Source organism: Kitasatospora sp. NPDC085879 (assembly GCF_040686255.1).
Taxonomy (GTDB): domain Bacteria; phylum Actinomycetota; class Actinomycetes; order Streptomycetales; family Streptomycetaceae; genus Kitasatospora.
Genome location: NZ_JBFBJZ010000007.1, coordinates 159,473 through 184,272, shown reverse-complemented (window position 1 = coordinate 184,272; position 24,800 = coordinate 159,473). Strand labels below are relative to the sequence as shown.

General features: G+C 72.0%; 23 protein-coding genes. 2 read left to right on the top strand and 21 right to left on the bottom strand.

Features of this window, described 5'->3' with window-relative positions; translation table 11 throughout:
• Positions 1 to 115: 115 nt before the first annotated feature.
• The 14 genes from nuoN to AB0P35_RS08280 are packed head-to-tail and all read right to left on the bottom strand — an operon-like array spanning position 116 to position 15,968.
• Positions 116 to 1,753 (bottom strand): NADH-quinone oxidoreductase subunit NuoN, encoded by a 1,638-nt coding sequence (gene nuoN / locus AB0P35_RS08345; RefSeq protein WP_363508066.1) that lies wholly within the window; start codon positions 1,751 to 1,753, stop codon positions 116 to 118.
• Positions 1,750 to 3,366: an NADH-quinone oxidoreductase subunit M gene (locus tag AB0P35_RS08340; RefSeq protein WP_363508063.1), complete on the bottom strand. Its 1,617-nt coding sequence runs from the start codon at positions 3,364 to 3,366 to the stop codon at positions 1,750 to 1,752. Before AB0P35_RS08340 ends, nuoN begins: the two co-directional genes overlap by 4 nt.
• Positions 3,367 to 3,412: 46 nt before the next feature.
• Positions 3,413 to 5,311: an NADH-quinone oxidoreductase subunit L gene (gene nuoL / locus AB0P35_RS08335; RefSeq protein ID WP_363508060.1), complete on the bottom strand. Its 1,899-nt coding sequence runs from the start codon at positions 5,309 to 5,311 to the stop codon at positions 3,413 to 3,415.
• Positions 5,312 to 5,326: 15 nt separating this feature from the next.
• Positions 5,327 to 5,626 carry an NADH-quinone oxidoreductase subunit NuoK gene (gene nuoK, locus AB0P35_RS08330; RefSeq protein ID WP_030268988.1) on the bottom strand — a complete coding sequence of 100 codons (300 nt, stop codon included), beginning with the start codon at positions 5,624 to 5,626 and terminating at the stop codon, positions 5,327 to 5,329.
• Positions 5,623 to 6,480, bottom strand: coding sequence for an NADH-quinone oxidoreductase subunit J (locus AB0P35_RS08325; protein ID WP_363508057.1), 858 nt, complete (start codon positions 6,478 to 6,480; stop codon positions 5,623 to 5,625). Before AB0P35_RS08325 ends, nuoK begins: the two co-directional genes overlap by 4 nt.
• Entirely contained in the window at positions 6,477 to 7,079 is a 603-nt protein-coding gene (nuoI, locus tag AB0P35_RS08320) for an NADH-quinone oxidoreductase subunit NuoI (protein ID WP_095873512.1), read from the bottom strand. The genes AB0P35_RS08325 and nuoI overlap by 4 nt, the downstream gene beginning before the upstream one ends.
• Before the next feature lie 6 nt (positions 7,080 to 7,085).
• Positions 7,086 to 8,432, bottom strand: a complete 1,347-nt coding sequence (gene nuoH, locus AB0P35_RS08315) for an NADH-quinone oxidoreductase subunit NuoH (RefSeq protein WP_363508054.1) — start codon at positions 8,430 to 8,432, stop codon at positions 7,086 to 7,088.
• Entirely contained in the window at positions 8,432 to 10,870 is a 2,439-nt protein-coding gene (locus AB0P35_RS08310; RefSeq protein ID WP_363508051.1) for an NADH-quinone oxidoreductase subunit G, read from the bottom strand. Before AB0P35_RS08310 ends, nuoH begins: the two co-directional genes overlap by 1 nt.
• Positions 10,867 to 12,225 carry an NADH-quinone oxidoreductase subunit NuoF gene (gene nuoF / locus AB0P35_RS08305; protein ID WP_363508048.1) on the bottom strand — a complete coding sequence of 453 codons (1,359 nt, stop codon included), beginning with the start codon at positions 12,223 to 12,225 and terminating at the stop codon, positions 10,867 to 10,869. Before nuoF ends, AB0P35_RS08310 begins: the two co-directional genes overlap by 4 nt.
• Positions 12,225 to 12,965, bottom strand: coding sequence for an NADH-quinone oxidoreductase subunit NuoE (gene nuoE, locus AB0P35_RS08300; RefSeq protein ID WP_257019086.1), 741 nt, complete (start codon positions 12,963 to 12,965; stop codon positions 12,225 to 12,227). Before nuoE ends, nuoF begins: the two co-directional genes overlap by 1 nt.
• On the bottom strand, positions 12,962 to 14,293 hold the full coding sequence (locus AB0P35_RS08295; protein WP_363508044.1) for an NADH-quinone oxidoreductase subunit D: 1,332 nt from the start codon (positions 14,291 to 14,293) through the stop codon (positions 12,962 to 12,964). Before AB0P35_RS08295 ends, nuoE begins: the two co-directional genes overlap by 4 nt.
• The gene (locus AB0P35_RS08290) at positions 14,293 to 14,997 is read right to left on the bottom strand and encodes an NADH-quinone oxidoreductase subunit C (protein ID WP_095873516.1); all 705 of its coding nucleotides are present in this window, start codon (positions 14,995 to 14,997) and stop codon (positions 14,293 to 14,295) included. Before AB0P35_RS08290 ends, AB0P35_RS08295 begins: the two co-directional genes overlap by 1 nt.
• On the bottom strand, positions 14,994 to 15,548 hold the full coding sequence (locus AB0P35_RS08285; RefSeq protein WP_095873517.1) for an NADH-quinone oxidoreductase subunit B: 555 nt from the start codon (positions 15,546 to 15,548) through the stop codon (positions 14,994 to 14,996). Before AB0P35_RS08285 ends, AB0P35_RS08290 begins: the two co-directional genes overlap by 4 nt.
• Before the next feature lie 60 nt (positions 15,549 to 15,608).
• Positions 15,609 to 15,968 (bottom strand): NADH-quinone oxidoreductase subunit A, encoded by a 360-nt coding sequence (locus tag AB0P35_RS08280; RefSeq protein ID WP_095873518.1) that lies wholly within the window; start codon positions 15,966 to 15,968, stop codon positions 15,609 to 15,611.
• 505 nt (positions 15,969 to 16,473) lie between these two features.
• Here AB0P35_RS08280 and AB0P35_RS08275 point away from each other — a divergent pair.
• Positions 16,474 to 17,193: a DUF2278 family protein gene (locus tag AB0P35_RS08275; protein WP_363508039.1), complete on the top strand. Its 720-nt coding sequence runs from the start codon at positions 16,474 to 16,476 to the stop codon at positions 17,191 to 17,193.
• Positions 17,194 to 17,268: 75 nt separating this feature from the next.
• On the top strand, positions 17,269 to 17,610 hold the full coding sequence (locus AB0P35_RS08270; RefSeq protein WP_363508036.1) for a MazG-like family protein: 342 nt from the start codon (positions 17,269 to 17,271) through the stop codon (positions 17,608 to 17,610).
• 18 nt (positions 17,611 to 17,628) lie between these two features.
• On the opposite strand, the gene AB0P35_RS08265 is transcribed toward AB0P35_RS08270, so the two are convergent.
• From AB0P35_RS08265 to AB0P35_RS08235, 7 genes are all read right to left on the bottom strand, one after another.
• Positions 17,629 to 18,177 carry a DUF1707 and FHA domain-containing protein gene (locus tag AB0P35_RS08265; RefSeq protein ID WP_363508033.1) on the bottom strand — a complete coding sequence of 183 codons (549 nt, stop codon included), beginning with the start codon at positions 18,175 to 18,177 and terminating at the stop codon, positions 17,629 to 17,631.
• 58 nt (positions 18,178 to 18,235) lie between these two features.
• Positions 18,236 to 19,546, bottom strand: a complete 1,311-nt coding sequence (locus AB0P35_RS08260; protein WP_363508030.1) for a geranylgeranyl reductase family protein — start codon at positions 19,544 to 19,546, stop codon at positions 18,236 to 18,238.
• Between the two features lie 49 nt (positions 19,547 to 19,595).
• Positions 19,596 to 20,288 carry a demethylmenaquinone methyltransferase gene (locus AB0P35_RS08255; RefSeq protein ID WP_363508027.1) on the bottom strand — a complete coding sequence of 231 codons (693 nt, stop codon included), beginning with the start codon at positions 20,286 to 20,288 and terminating at the stop codon, positions 19,596 to 19,598.
• Between the two features lie 123 nt (positions 20,289 to 20,411).
• A complete protein-coding gene (locus AB0P35_RS08250; RefSeq protein ID WP_363508024.1) occupies positions 20,412 to 20,984 on the bottom strand; it encodes a hypothetical protein in 573 nt (190 codons plus the stop codon).
• A gap of 191 nt (positions 20,985 to 21,175) precedes the next feature.
• Positions 21,176 to 21,784, bottom strand: a complete 609-nt coding sequence (locus tag AB0P35_RS08245; protein WP_363508021.1) for a hypothetical protein — start codon at positions 21,782 to 21,784, stop codon at positions 21,176 to 21,178.
• Positions 21,784 to 23,001: a cyclic dehypoxanthinyl futalosine synthase gene (gene mqnC / locus AB0P35_RS08240; RefSeq protein ID WP_095873525.1), complete on the bottom strand. Its 1,218-nt coding sequence runs from the start codon at positions 22,999 to 23,001 to the stop codon at positions 21,784 to 21,786. Before mqnC ends, AB0P35_RS08245 begins: the two co-directional genes overlap by 1 nt.
• Before the next feature lie 128 nt (positions 23,002 to 23,129).
• Positions 23,130 to 24,737, bottom strand: a complete 1,608-nt coding sequence (locus tag AB0P35_RS08235) for a serine/threonine-protein kinase (RefSeq protein ID WP_363508018.1) — start codon at positions 24,735 to 24,737, stop codon at positions 23,130 to 23,132.
• Between the last annotated feature and the right edge of the window lie 63 nt (positions 24,738 to 24,800).

Here is a 24,800-nt window from a genome sequence, read left to right as displayed (position 1 = left end):
CACTGCACGGGCATGTCCCCAACCAGCGCGTCGGCGCGGTGCGGCACCCGCCCGGGGGCCGGAAAGCACCCGGCCCCCACCGGTCGGCGGGGGCCGGGCAGCGGGCCCGTGCGGCCTAGCGGACGAAGAGCGAGGCCTTCGACGCCAGGTCGAGGAAGTACTGCGGCAGCAGGCCGAGGCCCAGCGTGACCAGCACGCCGACGCCGATGGCGGTGGCGGTGAGCGGGCTGGGCACGGCCACCGAGGGGCCATGCGGCTGCGGGTCGGAGAAGAACATCAGCACGATGACGCGGATGTAGAAGAACGCCGCGACGGCCGAGCTGAGCACACCGACGATCACCAGCGGGGTCGCGCCGCCGGCCGCCGCGGCCTGGAAGACCGCGAACTTCCCGGTGAAGCCGCTGGTCAGCGGGATGCCGGCGAAGGCCAGCAGGAACAGCGCGAAGACCGCCGCCAGCAGGGGCGAGCGCCGGCCGAGGCCGGCCCAGTTGGAGAGGTGGGTGGCCTCGCCCTTGGAGTCGCGCACCAGGGTGACCACGGCGAACGCGCCGAGGGTCACGAAGGAGTAGGCGAGCAGGTAGAAGAGGACGGCGCTCAGGCCCTGCCGGTTGGTGGCGATCACGCCGGTGAGGATGAAGCCGGCGTGGGCGATCGAGGAGTAGGCGAGCAGTCGTTTCACGTCCTGCTGGGTGACGGCGAGGATCGCGCCGACCACCATGGTGAGGATCGCCACACCCCACATGACGGGCCGCCAGTCCCACTTCAGGCCGGGGAAGGCCACGTAGAAGAGGCGGAGGAAGGCGCCGAACGCGGCGGTCTTGGTCGCCGCGGCCATGAAGCCGGTGACCGGGGTCGGCGCGCCCTGGTAGACGTCCGGGGTCCAGGCGTGGAACGGCACGGCGCCGACCTTGAAGAGCAGGCCGACGGCGAGCATGGCCAGGCCGATCAGCAGCAGCGCGTCGTTCTGGGTGGTGACGGCGAGCGCCGGGGTGACCGGGGCGACCCCGGAGACCACGTCGGCGATGTCGCCGAGCTGGACGCTGCCCGCGTAGCCGTACAGCAGCGCGGTGCCGAACAGGAAGAACGCCGAGGCGAAGGCGCCGAGCAGGAAGTACTTGAGCGCCGCCTCCTGGGAGAGCAGCCGGCGCCGCCGGGCGAGCCCGCACAGCAGGTAGAGCGGGAGGGAGAGCACCTCCAGCGCCACGAACATGGTCAGCAGGTCGTTGGCGGCGGGGAAGAGCAGCATGCCGCCGACGGCGAACAGGGTGAGCGGGAAGACCTCGGTGGTGGTGAAGCCGGCCCGGGTGGCCTCGCGCTCCTGGTCGCCGCCGGGGACGGACGCGCCCTGGGCGGTGAAGGAGTCGACGCCGTGCCCGTTCAGGCGCGGCTCCAGCCGGCGCTCCGCGTAGGTGAGGACGGCGAGGACCGCGGTGAGCAGGATGACGCCCTGCAGGAAGAGCGCCGGGCCGTCGATGGCGACCGAGCCCATGGCGAGCAGGCCGGCGTCGGTGGTGGCGTAGCCCTGCGCGGCGAGCACGACGACCGCGGTGAAGGCGCCGCCGAGACCGAGCAGGGAGATCCCGATCTGGGCGCCGTAGCGGGCCCGGCGCGGCAGGAAGGCCTCGGCGAGGATGCCCACGACCGCGGCACCGAAGACGATCAGCATCGGGGAGAGCTGGCCGTACTCGATGTGCGGGGCGGGGATGCTCGCGCTGTTGCCGCCCGCGGCGGCGAGCCACTGGGTGGGGCTCATTCGTGCTCACCTCCGTTGGTGGCGGCGACCGGGTGGGCCGGTGCCGGGTCGGTCGAGTGGACCTGGGAGAGCGTGGCGTCGACGGCCGGGTTCACCATGTCGGTGAGCGGCTTCGGGTACACGCCGAGCAGCAGGGTGAGCGCCACCAGCGGTGCCACCACGGCGAGTTCGCGGACCTTGAGGTCCTCCATGCCCTCCATCCGCGGCTTCACCGGGCCGGTCATGGTGCGCTGGTACAGCAGCAGGGCGTACAGCGCGGCCAGCACGATGCCGAAGGTGGCGGCGATGCCGATCGCCGGGTACCGGCTGAATGTGCCGACCAGCACCAGGAACTCGCTGACGAACGGCGCCAGGCCGGGCAGCGACAGGGTGGCCAGACCGCCGATCAGGAAGGTGCCGGCGAGCACCGGGGCGACCTTCTGCACGCCGCCGTAGTCGGCGATCAGCCGGGAGCCGCGACGGGAGATCAGGAAGCCCGCGACGAGCATCCACGCGGCGGTGGAGATGCCGTGGTTGACCATGTAGAGGGTGGCGCCGCTCTGGCCCTGGCTGGTCAGCGCGAAGATGCCCATGATGATGAAGCCGAAGTGCGAGATGGAGGCGTAGGCGACCAGCCGCTTGATGTCCTTCTGGCCGATCGCCACCAGGGCGCCGTAGACGATGCCGATCAGCGCGAGCACCAGGATCGCCGGGGCGAAGGTCTTGGAGGCGTCCGGGAAGAGGCCGAGGCAGTACCGCAGCATCGCGAAGGTGCCGACCTTGTCGACGACCGCGGTGATGAGGACGGCCGTTCCGGCGGTGGACTCGCCCATCGCGTTCGGCAGCCAGGTGTGCAGCGGCCAGAGCGGGGCCTTCACTGCGAAGGCGAAGAAGAAGCCGAGGAAGAGCACCTTCTCGGCAGCCGGGTCGATCACCAGCTTGCCGTCGGCGATCGCGGAGGTGAGCGTCGGCAGGTCGAAGGTGGCGAGGTCCTGGTCGGCGGCGATGACGTACAGCCCGATCACCGCGGCCAGCATGACCAGGCCGCCGAGCAGGTTGTACAGCAGGAACTTCACCGCGGCGTAGGACCGCTGCCGGCCCGCGTCCGGGCCGCCCGCCCGGTCGCCGAAGCCGCCGATCAGGAAGTACATCGGGATCAGCATGGCTTCGAAGAACACGTAGAACACGAAGACGTCGGTGGCCAGGAAGGACACCAGCACCATCGCCTCGACCGCGAGGATCAGGGCGAAGAAGCCCTGGGTGCGGCGCTTGGCCTCGAAGGTGCCCTCGGGGGCGGGGGCCTGGTCCGCGTCGTGCCAGGAGGCGAGCAGCACCAGCGGCACCAGCACCGCGGTGAGCAGCGCCAGCACGGCGCCGATGCCGTCCACGCCGAGCGAGAAGCTGATGCCGAAGGAGCGGATCCAGCTGTGGGACTCGGTCAGCTGGTAGCGCGGGCCGCCCGGATCGAACCGGGTGGCGACGACGGCGGTCAGCGCCAGGGTGGCCGCGGAGACGGCCAGTGCCACGGCCTTGGTGGTACGCCGGCGGGCCTCGCTGTTGCCCGCCGGCAGTGCGGCGGTGACCACCGCTCCGGCGGCGGGCACGGCGCAGGTCGCGGTCAGCAGGTAGCTCATGGCCGGCCTCCCCGCAGAGCCTCAGCTGTCATGGTGTGACCTTCCATCAGACCGACCTCATGAGCAGGGTGGTGGCGACCAGCACGAGCGTGCCGCCGAACATGGAGAGCGCGTACGTGCGGACGAAGCCCGTCTGCATCCTGCGCATGCGTCCGGAGACGCCGCCGATGGTGGCGGCGAGGCCGTTGACGAAGCCGTCGAGGCCGCGGCTGTCGAACCAGACCAGGGTCGCGGCGAGCGCCGAGCCGGGGCGGACCAGGACGGCGTGGTTGAAGTCGTCCTGGAGCAGGTCGCGGCGGGCGGCCCGGGTGAGCGCGGAGCCCACCGGCGGGGTGACCGGGACGCGGGTGCGGCCGTACATCGCGTAGGCCAGGGCGACACCGGCCAGCATGCAGACGGTGGTGAGCGCGGTGACCGCGGCCGCCGGGATCGGCGGGTGGCCCTCCTCGAAGCCGGTGACCGGCTCCAGCCACTTCAGGAAGGCGTCGCCGTACGTGAACAGCGCGCCGGCGAAGACCGAGCCGACCGCGAGGACCACCATCGGCAGCGTCATGACCTTCGGGGACTCGTGCGGGTGCGGCTCCTCGCCCGTCTCCGGGTCCGGCTGCCAGCGCTTCTCGCCGAAGAAGGTCAGCATCATCACGCGGGTCATGTAGAACGCGGTGACGGCCGCGCCGATCAGGGCGCACAGGCCGAGGATCCAGCCCTCGGCGCCGCCCTTGGAGAACGCCGCCTCGATGATCTTGTCCTTGGAGAAGAAGCCGGACAGGCCGGGGAAGCCGATGATCGCCAGGTAGCCGAGGCCGAAGGTGGCGAAGGTGACCGGCATGTACTTGCGCAGGCCGCCGTAGTGCCGCATGTTCACCTCGTCGTTCATGCCGTGCATGACCGATCCGGCGCCGAGGAAGAGCCCGGCCTTGAAGAAGCCGTGGGTCACCAGGTGCATGATCGCGAAGACGTAGCCGATCGGGCCGAGGCCGGCCGCCAGCACCATGTAGCCGATCTGCGACATGGTCGAGCCGGCCAGCGCCTTCTTGATGTCGTCCTTGGCGCAACCGACGATCGCACCGAAGAGCAGGGTGACGGTACCGACCACGACCACCGCGGTCTGTGCGTCCGGCGCCAGGTCGAAGATCGCCGAGGAGCGGGTGATCAGGTAGACGCCGGCGGTCACCATGGTCGCCGCGTGGATGAGCGCGGAGACCGGGGTCGGGCCCTCCATCGCGTCCCCGAGCCAGGACTGCAGCGGCACCTGGGCGGACTTGCCGCAGGCGGCCAGCAGCAGCATCAGCGCGATCGCCGTCAGCTTGCCCTCGCTCGCGTCGTCCGCCGCCCCGAAGACCGGGCCGAAGGCGAAGGAGCCGAACTCCACGAACATCAGCATGATCGCGATCGACAGGCCCAGGTCGCCGACCCGGTTGACGATGAACGCCTTCTTGGCGGCCGTCGCGGCGCTCGGCTTGTGCTGCCAGAAGCCGATCAGCAGGTACGAGGCGAGGCCCACGCCCTCCCAGCCGACGTACAGCAGCAGGTAGTTGTCGGCCAGCACCAGCAGCAGCATGGCCGCCAGGAACAGGTTGAGGTAGCCGAAGAAGCGGCGGCGGCGCTCGTCGTGGGCCATGTAGCCCACCGAGTACACGTGGATCAGTGTGCCGACACCGGTGATCAGCAGGACGAAGGTCATGGACAACTGGTCCAGCTGGAAGGCGACATCGGCCTGGAAGCCGTTCACCGGGATCCAGCTGTACAGGAATTCGCGGACCGGCCGTTCCTCCGTGGGCCGGCCGAGCATCTGGGAGAAGAGGACCAGGCCGAGGCCGAAGGAGGCGGCGGCGGCCAGGGTGCCGAGCCAGTGGCCGAACCGGTCGAGCGCGCGCCCGCCGAGCAGCAGCAGGGCGGCGCCGGCCAGCGGTACCCCGACCAGCAGCGGAATGAGTGAGTTCACCGTGGGCCCTCCGCCTTACAGCTTCATCAGGTTGCTGTCGTCGACCGAGGCGGTGTGCCTGGTCCGGAAGATGCTCACGATGATGGCGAGGCCGACCACGACCTCGGCCGCCGCGACCACCATGGTGAAGAACGCGATGATCTGGCCGTCCAGGTTGCCGTGCATCCGGGAGAAGGTGACCAGGGCCAGGTTCGAGGCGTTGAGCATCAGCTCGACGCACATGAACAGCACGATCGCGTTCCGCCGGATCAACACACCGGACGCGCCGATGGTGAACAACAGGGCGGAGAGATAGAGGTAGTTGACGGGGTTCACGCCTCGTCCTCCTTCTTCGTCTCCTTCGTCGGCACCGTCTCCAGCGCGGGACGCCGGCCCGGGGCGACCGGGCGGGCGGAGGACTCGCGGCCCAGCCACTCGGCGGTGGACTCCTCCAGCTCCGCCATCCGCTGCAGCATCTCCTGGCTGACGTCGCGGACCTGGCCGCGCTCGCGCAGGGTGCCCATCACCGAGTCCTCGGCGACGGTGCCGTCCGGAAGCAGGCCCGGGACGTCGACCGCGTTGTGCCGGGCGTACACGCCGGGAGCGGGCAGCGGCGGCACCTGCAGGTTGTCCTGGACGCGCTGGGCGGCCAGCTCGCGCTGGGTCCTCGGCTTCCGCACGTACTCGCGGTGGGTCAGCACCATGGCGCCGATCGCCGCGGTGATCAGCAGCGCGCCGGTCACCTCGAAGGCCCACACGTACTTGGTGAAGATCAGCCGGGCCAGGCCCTGCACATTGCCCTCGGCGTTGGCCTCGGACAGGCCGGTGAAGTCGCGCAGCTTCGCGTTGGCGAGGCCTGCGATCAGCAGCACGCCGAAGCCGAGCCCGCAGAGCACCGCGGCGAACCGCTGGCCCTTCAGCTGCTCCTTCAGCGAGTCCGCGCTGGTGACGCCGACCAGCATCACCACGAACAGGAAGAGCATCATGATCGCGCCGGTGTAGACGACGATCTGCACCACGCCCAGGAACACCGCCCCCTGGGCCATGTAGCAGACCGCCAGCGACAGCATCGTCGCCGCCAGGCAGAGCGCGCTGTGCACCGCCTTGCGCATCAGCAGCATGCCGAGCGCACCGCCGACCGCGATCACCGCGAGAACCCAGAACTGGACGGCCTCTCCGGTGGAGGTCATGGCTGCACCTCCTTGTCGTGCTGGTGCCGCTCCTGCTGCACGGTGCCGGGCGCGGCCTGGGTGATCTCGCCCCGGTAGTAGGCCTGTTCGTCGGCCCCCGGGTAGTAGGCGTGCGGGCTGTCGACCATCCCCTCGGAGAGGCCGACCAGCAGCTGCTCCTTGGTGAAGATCAGGTCGGCCCGGGAGGAGTCCGCGAGCTCGTACTCGTTGGTCATGGTGAGCGCCCGGGTCGGGCAGGCCTCGATGCACAGCCCGCACAGGATGCAGCGGGCGTAGTTGATCTGGTACACCGCGCCGTAGCGCTCGCCGGGCGAGTAGCGCTCCTCGTCCCGGTTGTCGGCGCCCTCGACGTAGATGGCGTCGGCCGGGCAGGCCCAGGCGCACAGCTCGCAGCCGATGCACTTCTCCAGGCCGTCCGGGTGCCGGTTCAGCTGGTGGCGGCCGTGGAAGCGCGGAGCGGTGGGCTTCTTCTGCTCCGGGTACTGCTCGGTGAGCCGCTTCTTGAACATGGCCTTGAAGGTCACGCCGAAGCCGGCGGCCGGGCCGAGGATCGACGGCTTGGCCGTCGTGTCGTGTCCCGGGGTGTCGTCCGATGACATGTCGGCTCAGCTCCCTTCGGAATGGTCGGCCCCGTTGAGGGCGTCCTGGAGTTGCGGGGCGCGGCTGCGCCGGCGGGGCACCGGCGGCAGCTCCTGGCCGGGCAGCGGCGGCACCGGGTAACCCCCGGCCAACGGGTCGAAGGCGGCGGGCGGGGCGGGCTCGGCCGCGCCGGGCTTCTTCCGCAGCAGGTCCCAGACCAGTGCGAGCAGCAGCACCGCGGCGATCGGCGCGCCGACGTAGAGCACCACCTCGGCGAAGTCGTAGCCCTCGTTGCGCAGGGCGCGGACGCTGGCCACCATCACCAGCCAGACCAGCGAGACCGGGATGAGGATCTTCCAGCCGAGCTTCATGAACTGGTCGTAGCGCAGCCGGGGCAGCGTGCCGCGGAGCCAGATGAAGAAGAAGAGCAGCAGCTGGATCTTGACGATGATCCAGAGCATCGGCCACCAGCCGTGGTTGGCGCCCTCCCAGAAGGCCGAGATCGGCCAGGGGGCCCGCCAGCCGCCCAGGAAGAGGGTGGAGGCGACGGCCGAGACGGTCACCATGTTGACGTACTCGGCGAGCATGAACATCGCGAACTTCAGCGAGGAGTACTCGGTGTTGAAGCCGCCGACCAGCTCGCCCTCGGCCTCCGGGAGGTCGAACGGCGCCCGGTTGGTCTCGCCGACCATCGCGATGATGTAGACGATGAACGAGACCGGTAGCAGCACCGCGAACCAGGTCGGCTGCTGGGAGGCGACGATCTCCGAGGTGGACATCGAGCCCGAGTAGATGAAGACCGCCGCGAAGGACAGGCCCATCGCGATCTCGTAGCTGATCATCTGGGCGGAGGAGCGGATGCCGCCGAGCAGCGGGTAGGTCGAGCCGGAGGACCAGCCGGCCAGCACGATGCCGTAGATGCCGACGGAAGCGGTCGCCAGGATGTAGAGCAGGGCGATCGGCAGGTCGGTGAGCTGCAGCGGGGTGCGGGTGCCGAAGATCGACACCTGGTCGTCGGCCGGGCCGAAGGGGATCACCGCGAAGGCCATGAACGCCGGGATCGCGCTGACGATCGGGGCGAGGATGTAGACCACCTTGTCCGCCCCGGTGACGACCAGGTCCTCCTTGAGGGCCAGCTTCACGCCGTCGGCGAGCGACTGCAGCATGCCCCAGGGGCCGTGCCGGTTGGGGCCGATCCGCAGCTGCATCCAGGCGACGACCTTGCGCTCCCACACGATGGCGATGAGCACCGTGAGGACGAGGAAGGCGAAGACGAAGACCGCCTTGAGCAGCACCAGCCACCAGGGGTCGCGGCCGAAGAAGCCGAGCGTGTCGTAGGCGGCGAGCATCTGGGGGGCAGCGAGGGTTCGCATCACGCCTCCTGTGCCGGTGCGATGGTGACCAGGTGGCCGACGGTGGTGCCGAGCGTGCGGTGCGCGCCGCCCGGCGTGGAGTTGAGGGGCAGCCAGACCGTGCGGTCCGGCATGCCCTCGGTGATCTCCAGCGGCAGGACGACCGAGCCGGCCGGGCCGGTGACCCGCAGTGCCGCCGCGGCGCCGATCTCGGCGGCGGTGCCCGCGGAGAGCCGGGCGACCACCGGGTGCCGGGTGCCGGCGAGGTGCTCGTCGCCGTCCTGGAGGCTGCCGTTGTCGAGCAGCATCCGGTGGCCGGCGAGGACCGCCTGGCCGGTGGCCGGCCGGGGCAGCGGCGCGGGGTGCGCGGTGGGGGCGGCCGGCCGGTCGCCCGGCCACGGGGTGAAGCGGTCGAGCTCGCGGCGGGCGGCGGTGACGTCCGGCAGGCCGAGCGGCCGGCCGAGGGCGTCGGCCAGCATGTGCAGCACCCGCACGTCCGAGTGCAGATGGCGCCGCATCAGCTGGTCGGCCTTGAGCGCGGGCTCGAACAGCCGGACCCTGCCCTCCCAGTCGAGGAAGGTGCCGGCCTTCTCGGCGACCGCGGCGACCGGCAGCACCACGTCGGCGTGCGCGGTGACGGCGGAGGGCCGCAGCTCCAGCGAGACCACGAAGGCGGCCCGGGCGAGCGCCTCCTCGGCGAGCGCCGGGTCGGCGAGGTCCTCGACGCCGACGCCGCCGACCACGAGCGCGTCCAGGTCGCCGGCCGCGGTGGCGGCGAGGATCTGGTCGGTGTCGCGGCCGAGCCGGGACGGCAGGTCGGGCACGCCCCAGGCGGCGGCGGCCTCGGCGCGGGCGGCGAGCACGGTGACCGGGCGGCCGCCGGGCAGCAGGCCGGGCAGTGCGCCGGCCTCGACGGCGCCGCGCTCGCCGGCCCTGCGCGGGATCCAGGCGAGGGTGGCGCCGGTGGCGTGGGCGAGCCGCAGGGCGGCGGTGAGGCCGCCGGCGACGGCGGCCAGTCGCTCGCCGACCAGGATCACCGCGCCGGGCGAGCGCAGCGCGTCGGAGGCCCGGCCGGCGTCGTCGGCGAGCACCTCGTCGCCGGCCAGGGCGGCCAGCCACTCGGCCTCGGTGCCGGGGGCGGCGGGCAGCAGCGAGCCGCGGAGCTTGGTGAGGCCGCGGGTGGCGTGCGAGGCGATCGCGTAGACCCGCTGGCCCTTGTCGCGGACGGCCTTGCGCAGCCGCAGGAAGACGATCGGCGACTCCTCCTCGGCCTCCAGGCCGGCGAGCAGCACGGCCGGGGCGTCCTCCAGCTGCCGGTAGGTGACGCCGGCGCCGTCCAGGTCGGTGCCGCGGCCGGCGACGGCGGCGGCCAGGAAGTCCGCCTCCTCGCCGCTGTGCGGGCGGGCCCGGAAGTCGACGTCGTTGGTGCCGAGCACCAGGCGGGCGAACTTGGCGTAGCCGTAGGCGTCCTCGACGGTGACCCGGCCGCCGGCGAGTACGCCGGTGCGGGCGCCGCGCAGCCCCTCGGCGGCCCGGGCGAGCGCCTCGGGCCAGGAGGAGGGGGCGAGTTCGCCGTCCGCGCCGCGGACCAGCGGGGTGGCGATGCGGTCGCGCTGCTGGGCGTAGCGGAAGGCGAAGCGGCCCTTGTCGCAGCTCCACTCCTCGTTGACCTCGGGGTCCTCGCCGGCGAGGCGGCGCAGCACCTTGCCGCGGCGGTGGTCGGTGCGCATCGAGCAGCCGGCGGAGCAGTGCTCGCAGACGCTGGGCGAGGAGACCAGGTCGAAGGGGCGGGAGCGGAAGCGGTAGGCGGTGGAGGTGAGCGCGCCGACCGGGCAGATCTGGATGGTGTTGCCGGAGAAGTAGGAGTGGAAGTCGTCGCCCTCGCCGGTGCCGACCTGCTGGAGGGCGCCGCGTTCGACGAGGTCGATGAAGGGGTCTCCGGCGATCTGCTGGGAGAACCGGGTGCAGCGGGCGCAGAGCACGCAGCGCTCCCGGTCGAGCAGGACCTGGGTGGAGATCGGAACGGGCTTGGGGTAGGTGCGCTTGACGCCGTCGAAGCGGGTGTCGGCGTCGCCGGTGGACATCGCCTGGTTCTGCAGCGGGCACTCGCCGCCCTTGTCGCAGACCGGGCAGTCCAGCGGGTGGTTGATGAGCAGCAGCTCCATGACGCCGCGCTGGGCCTTCTCGGCGACCGGGGAGCTGAGCTGCGTGCGCACGACCATGCCTTCGGCGACCGGGATGGTGCAGGAGGCGACGGGCTTGCGCTGGCCCTCGATCTCGACGATGCACTGGCGACAGGCGCCCGCCGGGTCCAGCAGCGGGTGGTCGCAGAAGCGCGGGATCTGGGTGCCGATCTGCTCGGCGGCGCGGATGACCAGGGTGCCCTTGGGCACCTGGACCTCGACGCCGTCGATGGTGAGCGTGACGAGGTCGGTGGCCGTGGTGTCTGTGACGGTCACGCGTGCACCTCCCTCTCCGTGGCGGACTCGTGGGCGTGGGGCCGGCCTGCCCAGACGGTGGAGGCGGCGGGGTCGAGCGGGCAGCGCCGCTCGGTGAGGTGCTGCTCGTACTCCTCGCGGAAGTACTGCAGCGAGGAGACGATCGGGCTGGCGGCGCCGTCGCCGAGGGCGCAGAACGACTTGCCGTTGATGTTGTCGGCGATGTCGAGGAGCTTCTCCAGGTCGCCGCTCTCGCCCTGGCCCGCCTCGATCCGCTTGAGCAGCTGGACGAGCCAGTAGGTGCCCTCGCGGCAGGGGGTGCACTTGCCGCAGGACTCGTGGGCGTAGAACTCCGTCCAGCGGGTGACGGCGCGGACCACGCAGGTGGTCTCGTCGAAGACCTGGAGGGCCTTGGTGCCGAGCATGGAGCCGGCGGCGCCGACGCCCTCGTAGTCGAGCGGGACGTCGAGGTGCTGGTCGGTGAACATCGGTGTGGAGGAGCCGCCCGGGGTCCAGAACTTGAGGCGGTGGCCGGCCCGGATGCCGCCGCTGATCTCCAGCAGCTGGCGCAGGGTGATGCCGAGCGGGGCCTCGTACTGGCCGGGGTTGGTGACGTGCCCGGACAGCGAGTAGAGGGTGAAGCCGGGGGACTTCTCGGTGCCGAGTCCCTTGAACCACTCCTTGCCGCGGCTGAGGATCGGCGGCACGGAGGCGATCGACTCGACGTTGTTCACCACGGTCGGGCAGGCGTAGAGGCCGGCGATCGCGGGGAACGGCGGGCGGAGCCGGGGCTGGCCGCGGCGGCCCTCCAGGGAGTCGAGGAGGGCGGTCTCCTCGCCGCAGATGTAGGCGCCGGCTCCGGCGTGCACGGTGATGTCGAGGTCGATGCCGGAGCCGAGGATGTCCTTGCCGAGGTAGCCGGCCTCGTAGGCCTCGGCGACGGCGGCCTGCAGCCGGCGGAGCACCGGGACGACCTCGCCGCGCAGGTAGATGAAGGCGTGGTTGCAGCGGATCGCGTAGGAGGCGATCACCATGCCCTCGATGAGGGAGTGCGGGTTGGCGAAGAGCAGCGGGATGTCCTTGCAGGTGCCCGGCTCGGACTCGTCCGCGTTGACGACGAGGTAGTGCGGCTTGCCGTCGTTCTGCGGGATGAACTGCCACTTCATGCCGGTGGGGAAGCCGGCGCCGCCGCGGCCGCGCAGGCCGGAGTCCTTGACGAGGGCGATGACCTCGTCGGGCGGCATGGCGAGGGCGCTGCGCAGGCCTGCGTAGCCGTCGTGACGGAGGTAGGTCTCCAGCGTCCAGGGACGGTCGTCGTCCCAGCTGGCGGAGAGGACCGGCGTCAGGAGCTTCTCGGCCGGTTCGGCGGAGGTCATCACGCTTCGGTCCCTTCGTGCCGGGGGGCGACCACCTTGGTGCCCGCGGTGCCGGGGAGCGCCTCGCCCTTGGCGAGCTTGAGGCCCGCGAGGGAGGGGGTGCCGCCGGCGCCGGACTCGTCGACGGCGCCGGGGCGCTCGTCGGGGAAGCCGGCGAGGATGCGCGCGGTCTCCTTGAAGGAGCAGAGCTTGGCGCCGCGGGTGGGGCGGACCTCCCGGCCGGCGCGCAGGTCGTCGACGAGCTGCTTGGCGCTCTCGGGGGTCTGGTTGTCGAAGAACTCCCAGTTGACCATCACCACGGGGGCGTAGTCGCAGGCGGCGTTGCACTCGATGTGCTCGATGGAGATCGCGCCGTCGTCGGTGGTCCGGTTGTTCTCGATGCCGAGGTGCTGCTTGAGCTCGTCGAAGATCTGGTCGCCGCCGAGGACGGCGCACAGGGTGTTGGTGCAGACGCCGACGTGGTAGTCGCCGGCGGGCCGGCGGCGGTACATGGTGTAGAAGGTCGCGACCGCGGTGACCTCTGCGGTGGTGAGGTCGAGTTGTTCGGCGCAGAAGCGGATGCCGGTCGGGGTGACGCAGCCGTCCTCGGCCTGCACCAGGTGGAGCAGCGGGAGCAGGGCGGAGCGGGCGACCGGGTAGCGGCCGATCAGTTCGCGGGCGTCGGCGGCGAGCCGCTCGTGGACGTCCTGCGGGTACGGCTTGGCCGGCAGTGCCGGCAGCCCGAGTTCGACGTTGGTCACCGGTCCACGCCTCCCATCACCGGGTCGATCCCGGCCACCGCGACGATGACGTCGGCGACCTGGCCGCCCTCGCACATCGCCGCCATCGTCTGCAGGTTGGTGAACGAGGGGTCGCGGAAGTGGACCCGGTAGGGCCGGGTGCCTCCGTCGCTGACCACGTGCACCCCGAGTTCGCCCTTGGCCGACTCGACGGCCGTGTAGGCCTGGCCGACGGGCACCCGGAAGCCCTCGGTGACCAGCTTGAAGTGGTGGATCAGGGCCTCCATGGAGGTGCCCATGATCTTCCGGATGTGGTCGAGGGAGTTGCCCATGCCGTCGGGGCCGACGGCGAGTTGGGCGGGCCAGGCGATCTTCTTGTCGCCGACCATGACCGGGCCGGGCTTCAGCCGGTCGAGGCACTGCTCGACGATCCGCAGGGACTGCTTCATCTCCTCCAGCCGGATCAGGAAGCGGCCGTAGGAGTCGGCGGTGTCGGCGGTGGCGACCTCGAAGTCGTAGTCCTCGTAGCCGCAGTAGGGGTCGGTCTTGCGCAGGTCGTGCGGCAGGCCGGTGGCGCGCAGGATCGGGCCGGTGGCGCCGAGGGCGAGACAGCCGGCCAGGTCGAGGTGGCCGACGTCGACCAGGCGGGCCTTGAAGACCGGGTTGGTGGTGGCGAGTTTGTCGTACTCGTGCATCCGGGAGCGGAACAGCTGGACGGCTTCGCGGATCTTGTCGACGGCGCCGGGCGGGAGGTCCTGGGCGAGGCCGCCGGGGCGGACGTAGGCGTGGTTCATCCGCAGGCCGGTGACCAGCTCGAAGACGTCCAGGATGAGTTCGCGGTCGCGGAAGCCGTAGATCATCAGAGTGGTGGAGCCGATCTCCATGCCGCCGGTGGCGAGTGCCACGAGGTGCGAGGAGATGCGGTTGAGCTCCATCATGAGAACGCGGACCACGGTGGCGCGCTCGGGGACGTCGGCGGTGATGCCGAGCAGCTTCTCGACGGCGAGGCAGTAGGCGGTCTCGTTGAACAGCGGCGTCAGGTAGTCCATGCGGGTCACGAAGGTGGTGCCCTGGACCCAGTTCCGGAACTCCATGTTCTTCTCGATGCCGGTGTGGAGGTAGCCGATGCCGCAGCGGGCCTCCTTCACCGTCTCGCCGTCGATCTCCAGGATGAGCCGGAGCACGCCGTGGGTGGACGGGTGCTGCGGGCCCATGTTGACGATGATCCGCTCGTCGTCGGCACGGGCGACGGCGTCGACGACCTCGCCCCAGTCGCCGCCGGTGACGGTGAAGACGCGCCCCTCGGTGGTCTCGCGGGCACCGGCCTCTTCGTAGTGGTGAGTGGTCATCAGCTGTACGACCTCCGCTGGTCGGGCGCCGGGATCTGGGCACCCTTGTACTCGACGGGGATGCCGCCGAGCGGGTAGTCCTTGCGCTGCGGGTGGCCCAGCCAGTCGTCCGGCATCATGATCCGGGTGAGGGCGGGGTGGCCGTCGAAGACCAGGCCGAAGAAGTCGTAGGTCTCGCGCTCGTGCCAGTCGTTGGTCGGGTAGACGCTGACGACGGAGGGGACGTGCGGGTCGGTGTCCGGCGCGGTGACCTCCAGCCGGATCAGCCGGGTGTGGGTGATCGACCGCAGGTGGTAGACGGCGTGCAGCTCACGGCCCTTGTCGGCCGGGTAGTGGACGCCGCTCACACCGAGGCAGAGCTCGAAGCGGAGCGCCGGGTCGTCGCGCAGCGTGCGGACGGCCTTCAGCAGGTGCTCGCGGGCGACGTGGAAGGTGAGTTCGTCGCGGTCGACGACGGTCTTCTCGATCACCGCGGCGACGTCGAGGCCCTGCTCCTCCAGGGCGCCCTCGAACTCGTCGGCGACCTCGTCGAACCAGCCGCCGTAGGGGCGGGTGCTCGCGGGCGGGAGGGCGACCGGGCTGTTGAGGCCGCCGAATCCGGAGGTGTCGCCGGTGCCCTGGGCGCCGAACATGCCCTGGCGGCTGCCGATCACCTCGACCGGGATCTCCTTGCGGGTGGCGGGTACGCCGTTCTGCTCGGTCATCGCAGCAGCCCCCGCATCTCGCTGACCGGCGTGGCCTGCAGGGCGATCTGCTCGGCCTGCTCCTCGGCGCGGCGGCGGTTCACGCCGAGCTTCTCGTGCTGGATCTTGTCGTGCAGCTTGAGGATCGCGTCCAACAGCATCTCCGGGCGGGGCGGACAGCCCGGCAGGTAGATGTCGACGGGGACGATGTGGTCCACGCCCTGGACGATCGCGTAGTTGTTGAACATGCCCCCGGAGGAGGCGCAGACGCCCATCGAGATGACCCACTTCGGGTTCGGCATCTGGTCGTAGACCTGCCGCAGCACCGGTGCCATCTTCTGGCTCACCCGGCCGGCCACGATCATCAGGTCGGCCTGCCGCGGGGAGCCGCGGAACACCTCCATGCCGAACCGGGCCAGGTCGTAGCGGCCGGCGCCGGTCGTCATCATCTCGATCGCGCAGCAGGCCAGGCCGAAGGTGGCGGGGAAGAGCGACGCCTTCCGCACCCACCCAGCGGCGGCCTCCACGCTGGTGAGCAGAAAGCCGCTCGGCAGCTTCTCCTCGATACCCATCAGATCCCTCTCAATGCCCTCAAGTCCGGTGGCTTGTCCGCCCGTTCACAAAGTCAGCGGTCAGTCCCACTCCAGACCGCCGCGGCGCCAGACATAGGCGTACGCAACGAAGACGGTGGCGATGAACAGGAGCATCTCGACCAGCCCGAAGATCCCGAGGGCGTCGAAGCTGACCGCCCAGGGGTAGAGGAAGACGATCTCGATGTCGAAGACGATGAAGAGCATCGCCGTCAGGTAGTACTTGATCGGGAACCGCCCGCCGCCCAGCGGCTGCGGGGTCGGCTCGATGCCGCACTCGTACGCCTCCAACTTGGCCCGGTTGTAGCGCTTCGGGCCGGTGAGCGAGGCCATCACGACGGAGCCGACCGCGAACGCCGCCGCGATGGCACCGAGTACGAGGATCGGCGCGTAGGCATTCATAGCCCCCGCTCCCTCCGTCCAGTCGTCCTTGACTGCAGATAGGAACTGCCGGGTCACGCCGGGGTGATCCGGTGATCCGGACCGTGAGATCAACCCCATGTGAGGCAGTTCACAAAGCCTGGATCGAGCGCATCTTATGCCCGTCGGCTTGTGATCTGCGACACGCGGTTCGGAACGATCTTTGTGATCTACGCCACCTGACAAACGACCCCCAAGGGGATCAAGCCACGGCTCAACCACCCATTGAAGGCAAATGGTCACAAACAGTCGCATTCACTTCTGAAGCGACTGGTCAGAGGCTTGCGCCTATATCAATCATGCGGCGGCCGGAGCAAATTTCTGAGCACTCTGTCAGACGTGATATAGGCACCTCACCCACCCGAGTGCGGCACCGGTGCGATCGATTGACCTTTCTTTCACAAGCTCACGAACGGCACCCCGCCGCCACGGCGCGGTACCCGTTCAGCGGCTGGCCGCGCGGCCCCCGGCCCGCGAACCTTGATCCATGCCTCTCCCCCGCTACGGCGTGGCCGCCGGCACCTTCCTCGACTTCACCCGCGACCCCTCGCACGACTTCGGCCACTGGTACCACGGCCACCTCACCCTCGCGACGCCCGAAGGCCCGCACCACGCGGCGCTGGACGTGGACTCGCCGAGCGACAACGGGGTCGCCTACCGGGTGGTGGACGGCCTCACCACCGCCGACATCGCCGCCGTCCGCGCCCTGCCGGACGGCTTCCACCCGCTGGCCTCCACCCCCTCCTCCGGCGCGCTCGACTACGTGCGCAGCCCGATGCTGCAGGACGTCACCTGGGTCGCCGCGGTCGCCGCGCTGATCCGCCGGCTGCGGCTGCTGCTGGCCCGCCCGGCCGTCGGCGCGGCCGCCTTCGGCCCCGACCTCGCCGACCGGCTGGCCGGGCTGCTGCCCGTCCGGGCCTACCCGTGGGTGCCCAGCGACGGCGACAACGCGCTCGACGTGCTGCAGCCGTACCTGCATGCCGCGAGCCGGATCTACGTCTTCGGCCAGCGCTTCGACACCGGGCTCGGCGTGCACGACGTCCACCTCAACCAGGGCGACCCGTACGGCAGCCCGTGGTGGGACGACAACGGGCCCTGGCAGGACGGCGCGGTGGTCTGCGAGCACGCCACCGGGTCGGTGGCGGTCTGGCAGATCAAGTTCGACACCCAGGTCCTCACCACGGACGACGCCGGCCACCCCCGCTGACGCCCTGACGCGCGGCGGCCGGGCTGCCGTACGGTGGAGGACCGCCCCGTCCTCCGTCGCCGAGGAGCCGCCCGCATGGAGACCAGCAACTGGGAGAGCATCGACCGCCTGGTGGGCTGGCTGGACGGCGCGAGCGTGCTGCCCGTCGGCGAGGAACGGCTGCTGCGGCTGCTCAAGCTCTCCGAGGAGGTCGGCGAGGTCGGACAGGCCGTGATCGGCGCCACCGGGCAGAACCCGCGCAAGGGCGTCACACACAGCTGGCAGGACGTCCAGGAGGAGCTGTGCGACGTCGTGGTGAGCGCCCTGGTCGCCCTGCGCACGCTCACCCCCGACGCCCGGGCGGTGTTCGAGCAGCGGCTGGCCCGGATCGAGGCCCGCTCACTGGCCGCCCGCCGGGAGAACCAGGGCAACCCGTGAGGGGCGCGGGGCCTTGGGTCACCGGTTCCCGGTGAGCCGGAACGAGGCCCGGCCGAAGCCCACCTGGTCGCCCGGGCCGACCCGGACGGGGCCGGTCACCCGGCGGCCGTTGACGAAGGTGCCGTTGGCCGAGCCGAGGTCGTGCAGCACCCAGCCGCCGTCCTGGTAGCGCAGTTCGGCATGGGTGCGGGAGACGGTCGAGTCGGACAGCCGCAGCCCGCTGCCGTGGTTGCGGCCGATCCGCAGCGGCGCCGGGCCGGGCTGCGGCAGACCGAGCTCGGGCAGCTGCTGGTTGTGCCAGGTGCGGCGCAGCCGCACGTGGAAGGCGGAGACGCCGCCGACGGCGCGCAGCACGAGGCGGCCGACCGGGCCGCCGTTGGGCAGCCCGGAGAGCGCCTCGTCGATCTCCGCGCGGGTGCGGGCGACGAGGACGAGCTCCATCCGCCGCATGAAGGTGTCGTGGGACAGCCGCCCGTTGCCGACTCCGTCGCGCAGCGCTCCGAGCGCCCGCTCGCGGTCGGCCTCGGACGGCCGGGCCACCTCTGCCCCGAACTCTGCTGACGCCATGGAGGAATTGTCCGGCCAGCCCAACTTCCCTGTCCAGCGGCGGTGCGCGGACGGCCCGTCAGGCCCGCGGGGCCACCTTGGTGAGGCCGTTGATGATGCGGTCCATCGCGTCGCCGCCCTGCGGGTCGGTCAGGTTGGCGAGCAGCTTCAGCAGGAACTTCATCAGGATCGGGTGGGTGAGGCCGCGTTCGGCCGCGGCCTGCATGATCTTCGGGTTGCCGAGCAGCTTCACGAAGACCCGGCCCATCGAGTAGTAGCCGCCGTAGACGTCCTTGAGGATCTGCGGGTAGCGCTGCAGGGCGCGCTCGCGACCGGCGTCGGTGACCCGGGCCAGCGCCTGGACGATGACGCCCGCGGCGATCTGGCCGGACTCCATGGCGTAGGCGATGCCCTCGCCGTTGAACGGGTTGACCATGCCGGCGGCGTCGCCGACCAGCAGCAGGCCGCGGGTGTAGTGCGGCTGCCGGTTGAAGGCCATCGGCAGGGCGGCACCGCGGATCGGGTCGGTCATGTTCTCCGGGGTGTAGCCCCACTCCTCGGGCATGCTCGCGCACCAGCTCTTCAGCACCTCGCGCCAGTTGAGGTCGCCGAAGGAGGGCGAGGAGTCGAGGATGCCGAGGCCGACGTTGGAGGTGCCGTCGCCCATGCCGAAGATCCAGCCGTAGCCGGGCAGCAGCTTGCGCTGGCCGTGCCGGGTGTCCCAGAGCTCCAGCCAGGACTCCAGGTAGTCGTCGTCGTGCCGGGGCGAGGTGAAGTACGTCCGGTAGGCGACGCCCATCGGGCGGTCCTCGCGCCGGTGCAGGCCCATGGCGACCGACAGCCGGGTGGAGTTGCCGTCCGCGGCGACGACCAGCGGGGCGCTGAAGACGACCGGGCGCTTCTCGTCACCGAGCTTGGCGGTGACGCCGGTGATCCGGCCGGTGCGCTCGTCCAGCACCGGGCCGGTGACGTTGCAGTTCTCGTACAGCCGGGCGCCGGCCTTGGAGGCCTGACGGGCCAGCAGCTCGTCGAAGTCGGCGCGCTTGCGGACGAGCCCGTAGTCCGGGAAGGCGGACAGCTCCGGCCAGTCGAGCTCCAGGCGGACGCCGCCGCCGATGATCCGCAGGCCCTTGTTGTGCAGCCAGCCGTTCTCGGTGGAGACGTCGATGCCCATGTCGACGAGCTGCTTGGTGGCGCGCGGGGTCAGGCCGTCGCCGCAGACCTTCTCCCGCGGGAACTCGGTCTTCTCCAGCAGCAGGACGTCCAGCCCGGCCTGGGCCAGGTAGTACGCCGTGGTGGCGCCGGCCGGGCCCGCGCCGACCACGATGACGTCGGCGGTGCTCTCGACGGTACCGCTCAGGTCGATGGCGGTGTCGGACACGGGGCACACTCCTGCGCTGGAACGGCGGACGGCTGACTGCGATGAGTCTAGCCAGCGCTTATGCGCGGAACCCCCGGTGCAGGGCCACGATGCCGCCGGTGAGGTTGCGCCAGGCGACCTTCGTCCAGCCGGCCTGCTGCAGCTTGGCGGCGAGCTCGGGCTGGTCGGGCCAGGAGCGGATGGACTCGGCGAGGTACACGTAGGCGTCCGGGTTGCTGCTGACCGCGGAGGCGACCGGCGGCAGGGCGCGCATCAGGTACTCGGTGTAGACGGTGCGGAAGGGCGTCCAGGTCGGCGTGGAGAACTCGCAGATGACGACCTTTCCGCCGGGCTTGGTGACCCGGTGCATCTCGCGCAGCGCGGCGTCGGTGTCCTGCACGTTGCGCAGCGCGAAGGAGATGGTGACGGCGTCGAAGGTGGCGTCGGCGAAGGGCAGCTTCGTGGCGTCGCCCGCGGTCATCGCCAGCTCCGGGTGGCGCTGCTTGCCCTCGGCGAGCATGCCGGTGGAGAAGTCGCAGGGCACCACCTTGGCGCCGGCCTCGGCGAACGGCAGCGAGGAGGTGCCGGTGCCGGCCCCCAGGTCGAGGACCAGCTGGCCGGGCTCGGCCGCGACCGCGTCGGCGACCGCCCGCCGCCAGGCGCGGGCCTGACCGAGGGAGAGCACGTCGTTGGTGCGGTCGTACTTGGCCGCGACGTCGTCGAACATGGCGGCGACTTCGTGGGGCTGCTTGTCCAGGGAGGCTCGGGTCACGCCCCCATTGTTCACCCTGGGCCGGGCAGCGCGGGACACGGGTGCGCCCCGGGGTGGCGCACCCCGCCGGCGGCCGGATGCTTCGCGGCGGAACGGCCCGGCGCGGGCGGCCGGGACACGCTTTCAGGGCCGGGCGCGGCGGCCGCCTCTGCGCCGGCGGCGGGAGCGCTTGCCGTGGGTGAGCGCCGGCATGCCCTCGGCGGCCAGCACGACGGTGGTGCGGGCCCGGGCGCGCTCGGTGCGGGCCGGGAGGGTGCGGCGGTGGCGCAGGATGCGGGCCAGGCACAGGCCCAGGAAGAGCAGGGCGATCGGCACGCTGGTGCGGGCCAGGGTGATGCCGACGGGCTGGGGGTAGCGGTTGCCGCAGACCCGGACGGCGGCCGGGTCGTCGGCGGCGTGCTCCAGGCAGAGGGTGTCGCCGAGCCTGGTGCTCTCGGGCAGCCAGAGGTCGGCGGCGGTGAGGCTGCGGCCCTCGGCGGTGTAGCGGACCTCGCTGTAGCTGCCGCTGCCGCCGGGGAGCTGGGTGACGGTGCCCTGGACGCGGACCGGGTTGGCGGTGATCCGGTCGGCCTGGTCGGCCTGCCGCCAGCCGAGCAGGCACATGCCGAGGGCGAGCACGGCGCTCAGCACGGCCCCGAGGTACCAGCCTCGGCCCAGCCGGGGGGCTGGCTGGCGGGGGGCGGTGGCGGGTCGCATCGGTCCTGTCCTGGCGGCCGGGGCCCGGTCGGGGGCCCGGTGGTGAGGGGCGCCCTCAAGACGGCGCCTGAGGGGCTGTCCGGGATCGTAGCCGCTGGCGGGGCCTCAGGTCACGGCAGGATGTGTGCGGTTTGTACGACCTTTGCCGGTCCGGACGGTGTGCGGGTGCGCGGAACGTGCGCGAGAGGGCGTCAGCGGCCGCGGTAGAGCAGCCGCCCGCCGAGCACGGTGGCCAGGCAGCAGCTCGCGCCGGACCGTTCCAGTTCGGTGGCCGAGGCGGCCGCGAAGACGGCGAAGTCCGCCGGGCCGCCGGCCCGCAGCGGGCGGTGCACGGCCTCGGCGAGGGTGCGGCCGGCGAGCGGGTCGAGGCCGCCGTCGGCGCCGTCGCCGGGGACGGCGGTCAGCCCGGAGCGGGCCACCGCAGTGCGGACGGCCGGGTGTTCGAAGGGGCCGGCGACCGCGGTGGTGCCGTGGCCGAGCATCCGCTGCAGGCCGCGCCGGGCGGAGCCGCCGCGCCGTTCGTCCGGCACGTCGAGGACGAGCGGCTGCTCGCCGAGGTCCTCGCGCGGGTCGGGGTGGTAGCGCCGCTCCAGCTGGCAGGCCCCGTACGGGTTGAGCAGGCCGGGGGCGAGCAGGCCGGGCCACTCGCGCAGCCGGGCGGCGGTGCCTGGCCGGTCGGCGTACCGGCCGAGCCAGGTGACCCGGTCGCCGTCGACGAGCACCGCGCCGTCCGCGAACGCCGGGGCCGCGGCGTCGGCCGGGTCGGCGAGCAGCAGGGCGGCGCGGTGCAGGGTCAGCATCAGTTCGTCGAGAGGATCTTCAGCTCGGGGTGGGCGGTGCCGCCCTCGATCGCGGTGGAGGCGATGTGCGAGGCGACCCGCGGGTCGACCGGGTCGTTCGCCGGGTCGTCGAGGACGCGCAGGTGCTGGTAGGTGGTGGAGCGCTGCGCGGGGGTGCGTCCGGCCGCCCGGATGAGGTGGATCAGCTCGGTGAGGTTGGAGCGGTGCTTGGCGCCGGCCGCGGAGACGACGTTCTCCTCCAGCATCACGGAGCCGAGGTCGTCGGCGCCGTAGTGCAGCGAGAGCTGGCCGGCCTCCTTGCCGGTGGTGAGCCAGGAGCCCTGGATGTGGGCGACGTTGTCGAGGAAGAGCCGGGCGACGGCGATCATCCGCAGGTACTCGAAGACGGTGGCCTGGGTGCGGCCCTTGAGGTGGTTGTTCTGCGGCTGGTAGGTGTACGGGATGAAGGCGCGGAAGCCGCCGGTGCGGTCCTGCACGTCGCGGATCATCCGCAGGTGCTCGATCCGCTCGGCGTTGGTCTCGCCGGTGCCCATGAGCATGGTGGAGGTGGACTCCACACCGAGACCGTGCGCGATCTCCATGATCTCCAGCCAGCGCTCGCCGGACTCCTTGAGCGGGGCGATCGCCTTGCGCGGCCGCTCGGGCAGCAGTTCGGCGCCGGCGCCGGCGAAGGAGTCCAGGCCGGCGCGGTGGATCCGGGTGACGGCCTCCTCCACGGAGACCCCGGAGATCCGGGCCATGTGCTCGACCTCGGAGGCGCCCAGCGAGTGGATGACCAGCTGCGGGAACTCGGACTTGATGGCGGAGAAGGCCCGCTCGTAGTACTCCACGCCGTAGTCGGGGTGGTGGCCGCCCTGGAACATGATCTGGGTGCCGCCCAGCTCGACCGTCTCCGCGCAGCGGCGCAGGATCTCGTCGAGGTCGCGCGACCAGCCCTTGTCGCTCTTCGGCGGGACGTAGAACGCGCAGAACTTGCAGGCCGTCACACAGACGTTGGTGTAGTTGATGTTCCGTTCGATGATGTACGTGGCGATGTGCTCGACGCCGGCGTAGCGGCGGCGGCGCACCGCGTCGGCGGCCGAGCCGAGGGCGTGCAGCGGCGCGGAGCGGTACAGCTCCAGCGCCTCCTCGGGGGTGATCCGACCGCCGGCGGCCGCACGGTCGAGAACGGCCTGCAGGTCGGCGGCGGCGGGGGAGTCGAGGGTCTGCTCGGACACCTGGCGGGCCTACTTTCTTTCCAACGGCGGGCTGTCCGACGGCGGTGCCGGAGGGGCGGCGGGGCACCCCCGGCCCGGAGGACACGGCGGGACCGAACCAGCCTACGCCAGCCGTTTTCGGCGCCCGGTCACCCCTGCTTGGCCAGGTCCCCGGAGGGGTCCATGCCGAGCGCCTCGCCGCTGACCTGCAGGTGCAGCGCGCCCTGCCCGCTCGGGGTGTAGGTCTGCTTCTCGGGATCGCCGGTGCACCGCGGGTCGCTGCCGACCGGGCGCTCCTGCAGCTCGATCCGGTCGGCGCCGGCGGTGAGCAGGGTGAGTTCGCCGTGGCAGACGGTGTCGCTGAAGGCGGAGGCGTTGCTGGTCCGGCCGACGACCTCGCCGACCCGGCCCTTGGTGAACTCGACCCGGAAGGTGCTGGGAAGGCCGCCGAGGCGGGTGACGATGGTGCCCTTCCAGCTGCCGAGGTAGCCGGCCGGGAGGCTGCCGGAGCCGCTCGCCGCGGGCGTCGCGGACGAGGGTGCCGCGGACGAGGGTGCCGAGGAGCCGGCGGCCGACGGCCCGGGGGTGTTGTTGCCGTCCGGGCCGGCGGGTCTGCCGGTGGCGGCGTCGTGGCTGCCGCCGTTCGCCTCGCCGGAGTCGTGCAGGGCGAACCAGAGGCCGCCGCCTCCGGCGGCGAGCAGCGCCAGCACGGCGAGCGGGGCGGCCCAACGGCGGCGCGGCCGGCGGACGGCGGGCCGGTCGAGCTCGGTCGGGGTGCGGTCGTGCGGCACTCCGACGGGCGTCGCGGGCCCTGCGGGTACGGGCGGTACGGCGACGGCCGGCGGGTCGTGCGCCTCCGGGTCGTGTGCCTCCAGGTCGAGCAGTCCGACGGCGCTGCGGGCGACGGCGGCGGAGACGGCGGACGGCAGCCAGTCGCCGGAGGCGGGGGAGGCGCCGGGGGCCAGCAGGGCGCGCAGCGCGGCCGGGGTGGGCCGGTCGGCGGCGTGCTTGGCGAGGCAGGCCCGGACGGCCTCGTACAGCGGGCCGGTGAGCCCGTCCAGGTCGGGCTCCTCGTGCAGCACCCGGTAGAGCAGCACGGCGGCGCTGACGCCCTCGCCGAAGGGGGCGGTGCCGGTGGCGGCGAAGGCGAGGACGGCGCCGAGCGAGAAGACGTCCCCGGCGGGCCCGGCGGGTTCGCCCGCGGCCTGTTCGGGCGAGAGGTAGCCGGGCGAGCCGACCACGTAGCCGGAGCGGGTGAGGGCGGTCGCGGCGTCCAGGGCGCGGGCGATGCCGAAGTCGATCAGACGCGGCCCGTCGAGGGCGAGCAGCACGTTGGAGGGTTTGACGTCGCGGTGCACCAGGCCGAGCCCGTGCACCTGTTCCAGGGCCTCCGCGAGGGCGGCGCCGAGGGTGTGCACGGCCGGGACGGGCAGCGGGCCGTGCCGCCGGACGGCGGCGTCCAACGAGGGACCGGCCACGTAGCCGCTGGCCACCCAGGGGTGGTCGCCCTCGGTGTCGGCGTCCAGCACCGGGGCCGTCCAGCGGCCGCCGACCAGCCTCGCGGCGGCGACCTCCTGACGGAACCTGGCCCGGAACTCGGGGTCGTCGGCGAGTTCGCCGCGCACCACCTTGACCGCGACGGTGCGGCCGCCGGCCGTGCGGCCCAGGTAGACCCGCCCCATGCCGCCGGCGCCGAGGCGGCCGAGCAGCCGGTACGCACCGACCCTGGCCGGGTCCGCAGCACCCAGTGGTTCCATCGCCCCCGCCTCCCGTCCGCCCGATGCGCCCCGCCGGACAGTACCAACCCGGGCGCCCGCACG

Excerpts from the sequence above, each read along its gene's own strand:
- nuoN (WP_363508066.1), bottom strand. The coding sequence starts at position 1,753 with ATGAGCCCCACCCAGTGGCTCGCCGCCGCGGGCGGCAACAGCGCGAGC.
- AB0P35_RS08340 (WP_363508063.1), bottom strand. The coding sequence starts at position 3,366 with ATGAGCTACCTGCTGACCGCGACCTGCGCCGTGCCCGCCGCCGGAGCG.
- AB0P35_RS08325 (WP_363508057.1), bottom strand. The coding sequence starts at position 6,480 with ATGACCTCCACCGGAGAGGCCGTCCAGTTCTGGGTTCTCGCGGTGATC.
- nuoI (WP_095873512.1), bottom strand. The coding sequence starts at position 7,079 with ATGTCATCGGACGACACCCCGGGACACGACACGACGGCCAAGCCGTCG.
- nuoH (WP_363508054.1), bottom strand. The coding sequence starts at position 8,432 with ATGCGAACCCTCGCTGCCCCCCAGATGCTCGCCGCCTACGACACGCTC.
- nuoF (WP_363508048.1), bottom strand. The coding sequence starts at position 12,225 with ATGACCTCCGCCGAACCGGCCGAGAAGCTCCTGACGCCGGTCCTCTCC.
- AB0P35_RS08295 (WP_363508044.1), bottom strand. The coding sequence starts at position 14,293 with ATGACCACTCACCACTACGAAGAGGCCGGTGCCCGCGAGACCACCGAG.
- AB0P35_RS08290 (WP_095873516.1), bottom strand. The coding sequence starts at position 14,997 with ATGACCGAGCAGAACGGCGTACCCGCCACCCGCAAGGAGATCCCGGTC.
- AB0P35_RS08285 (WP_095873517.1), bottom strand. The coding sequence starts at position 15,548 with ATGGGTATCGAGGAGAAGCTGCCGAGCGGCTTTCTGCTCACCAGCGTG.
- AB0P35_RS08280 (WP_095873518.1), bottom strand. The coding sequence starts at position 15,968 with ATGAATGCCTACGCGCCGATCCTCGTACTCGGTGCCATCGCGGCGGCG.
- AB0P35_RS08275 (WP_363508039.1), top strand. The coding sequence starts at position 16,474 with ATGCCTCTCCCCCGCTACGGCGTGGCCGCCGGCACCTTCCTCGACTTC.
- AB0P35_RS08270 (WP_363508036.1), top strand. The coding sequence starts at position 17,269 with ATGGAGACCAGCAACTGGGAGAGCATCGACCGCCTGGTGGGCTGGCTG.
- AB0P35_RS08265 (WP_363508033.1), bottom strand. The coding sequence starts at position 18,177 with ATGGCGTCAGCAGAGTTCGGGGCAGAGGTGGCCCGGCCGTCCGAGGCC.
- AB0P35_RS08250 (WP_363508024.1), bottom strand. The coding sequence starts at position 20,984 with ATGCGACCCGCCACCGCCCCCCGCCAGCCAGCCCCCCGGCTGGGCCGA.
- AB0P35_RS08245 (WP_363508021.1), bottom strand. The coding sequence starts at position 21,784 with ATGCTGACCCTGCACCGCGCCGCCCTGCTGCTCGCCGACCCGGCCGAC.
- AB0P35_RS08235 (WP_363508018.1), bottom strand. The coding sequence starts at position 24,737 with ATGGAACCACTGGGTGCTGCGGACCCGGCCAGGGTCGGTGCGTACCGG.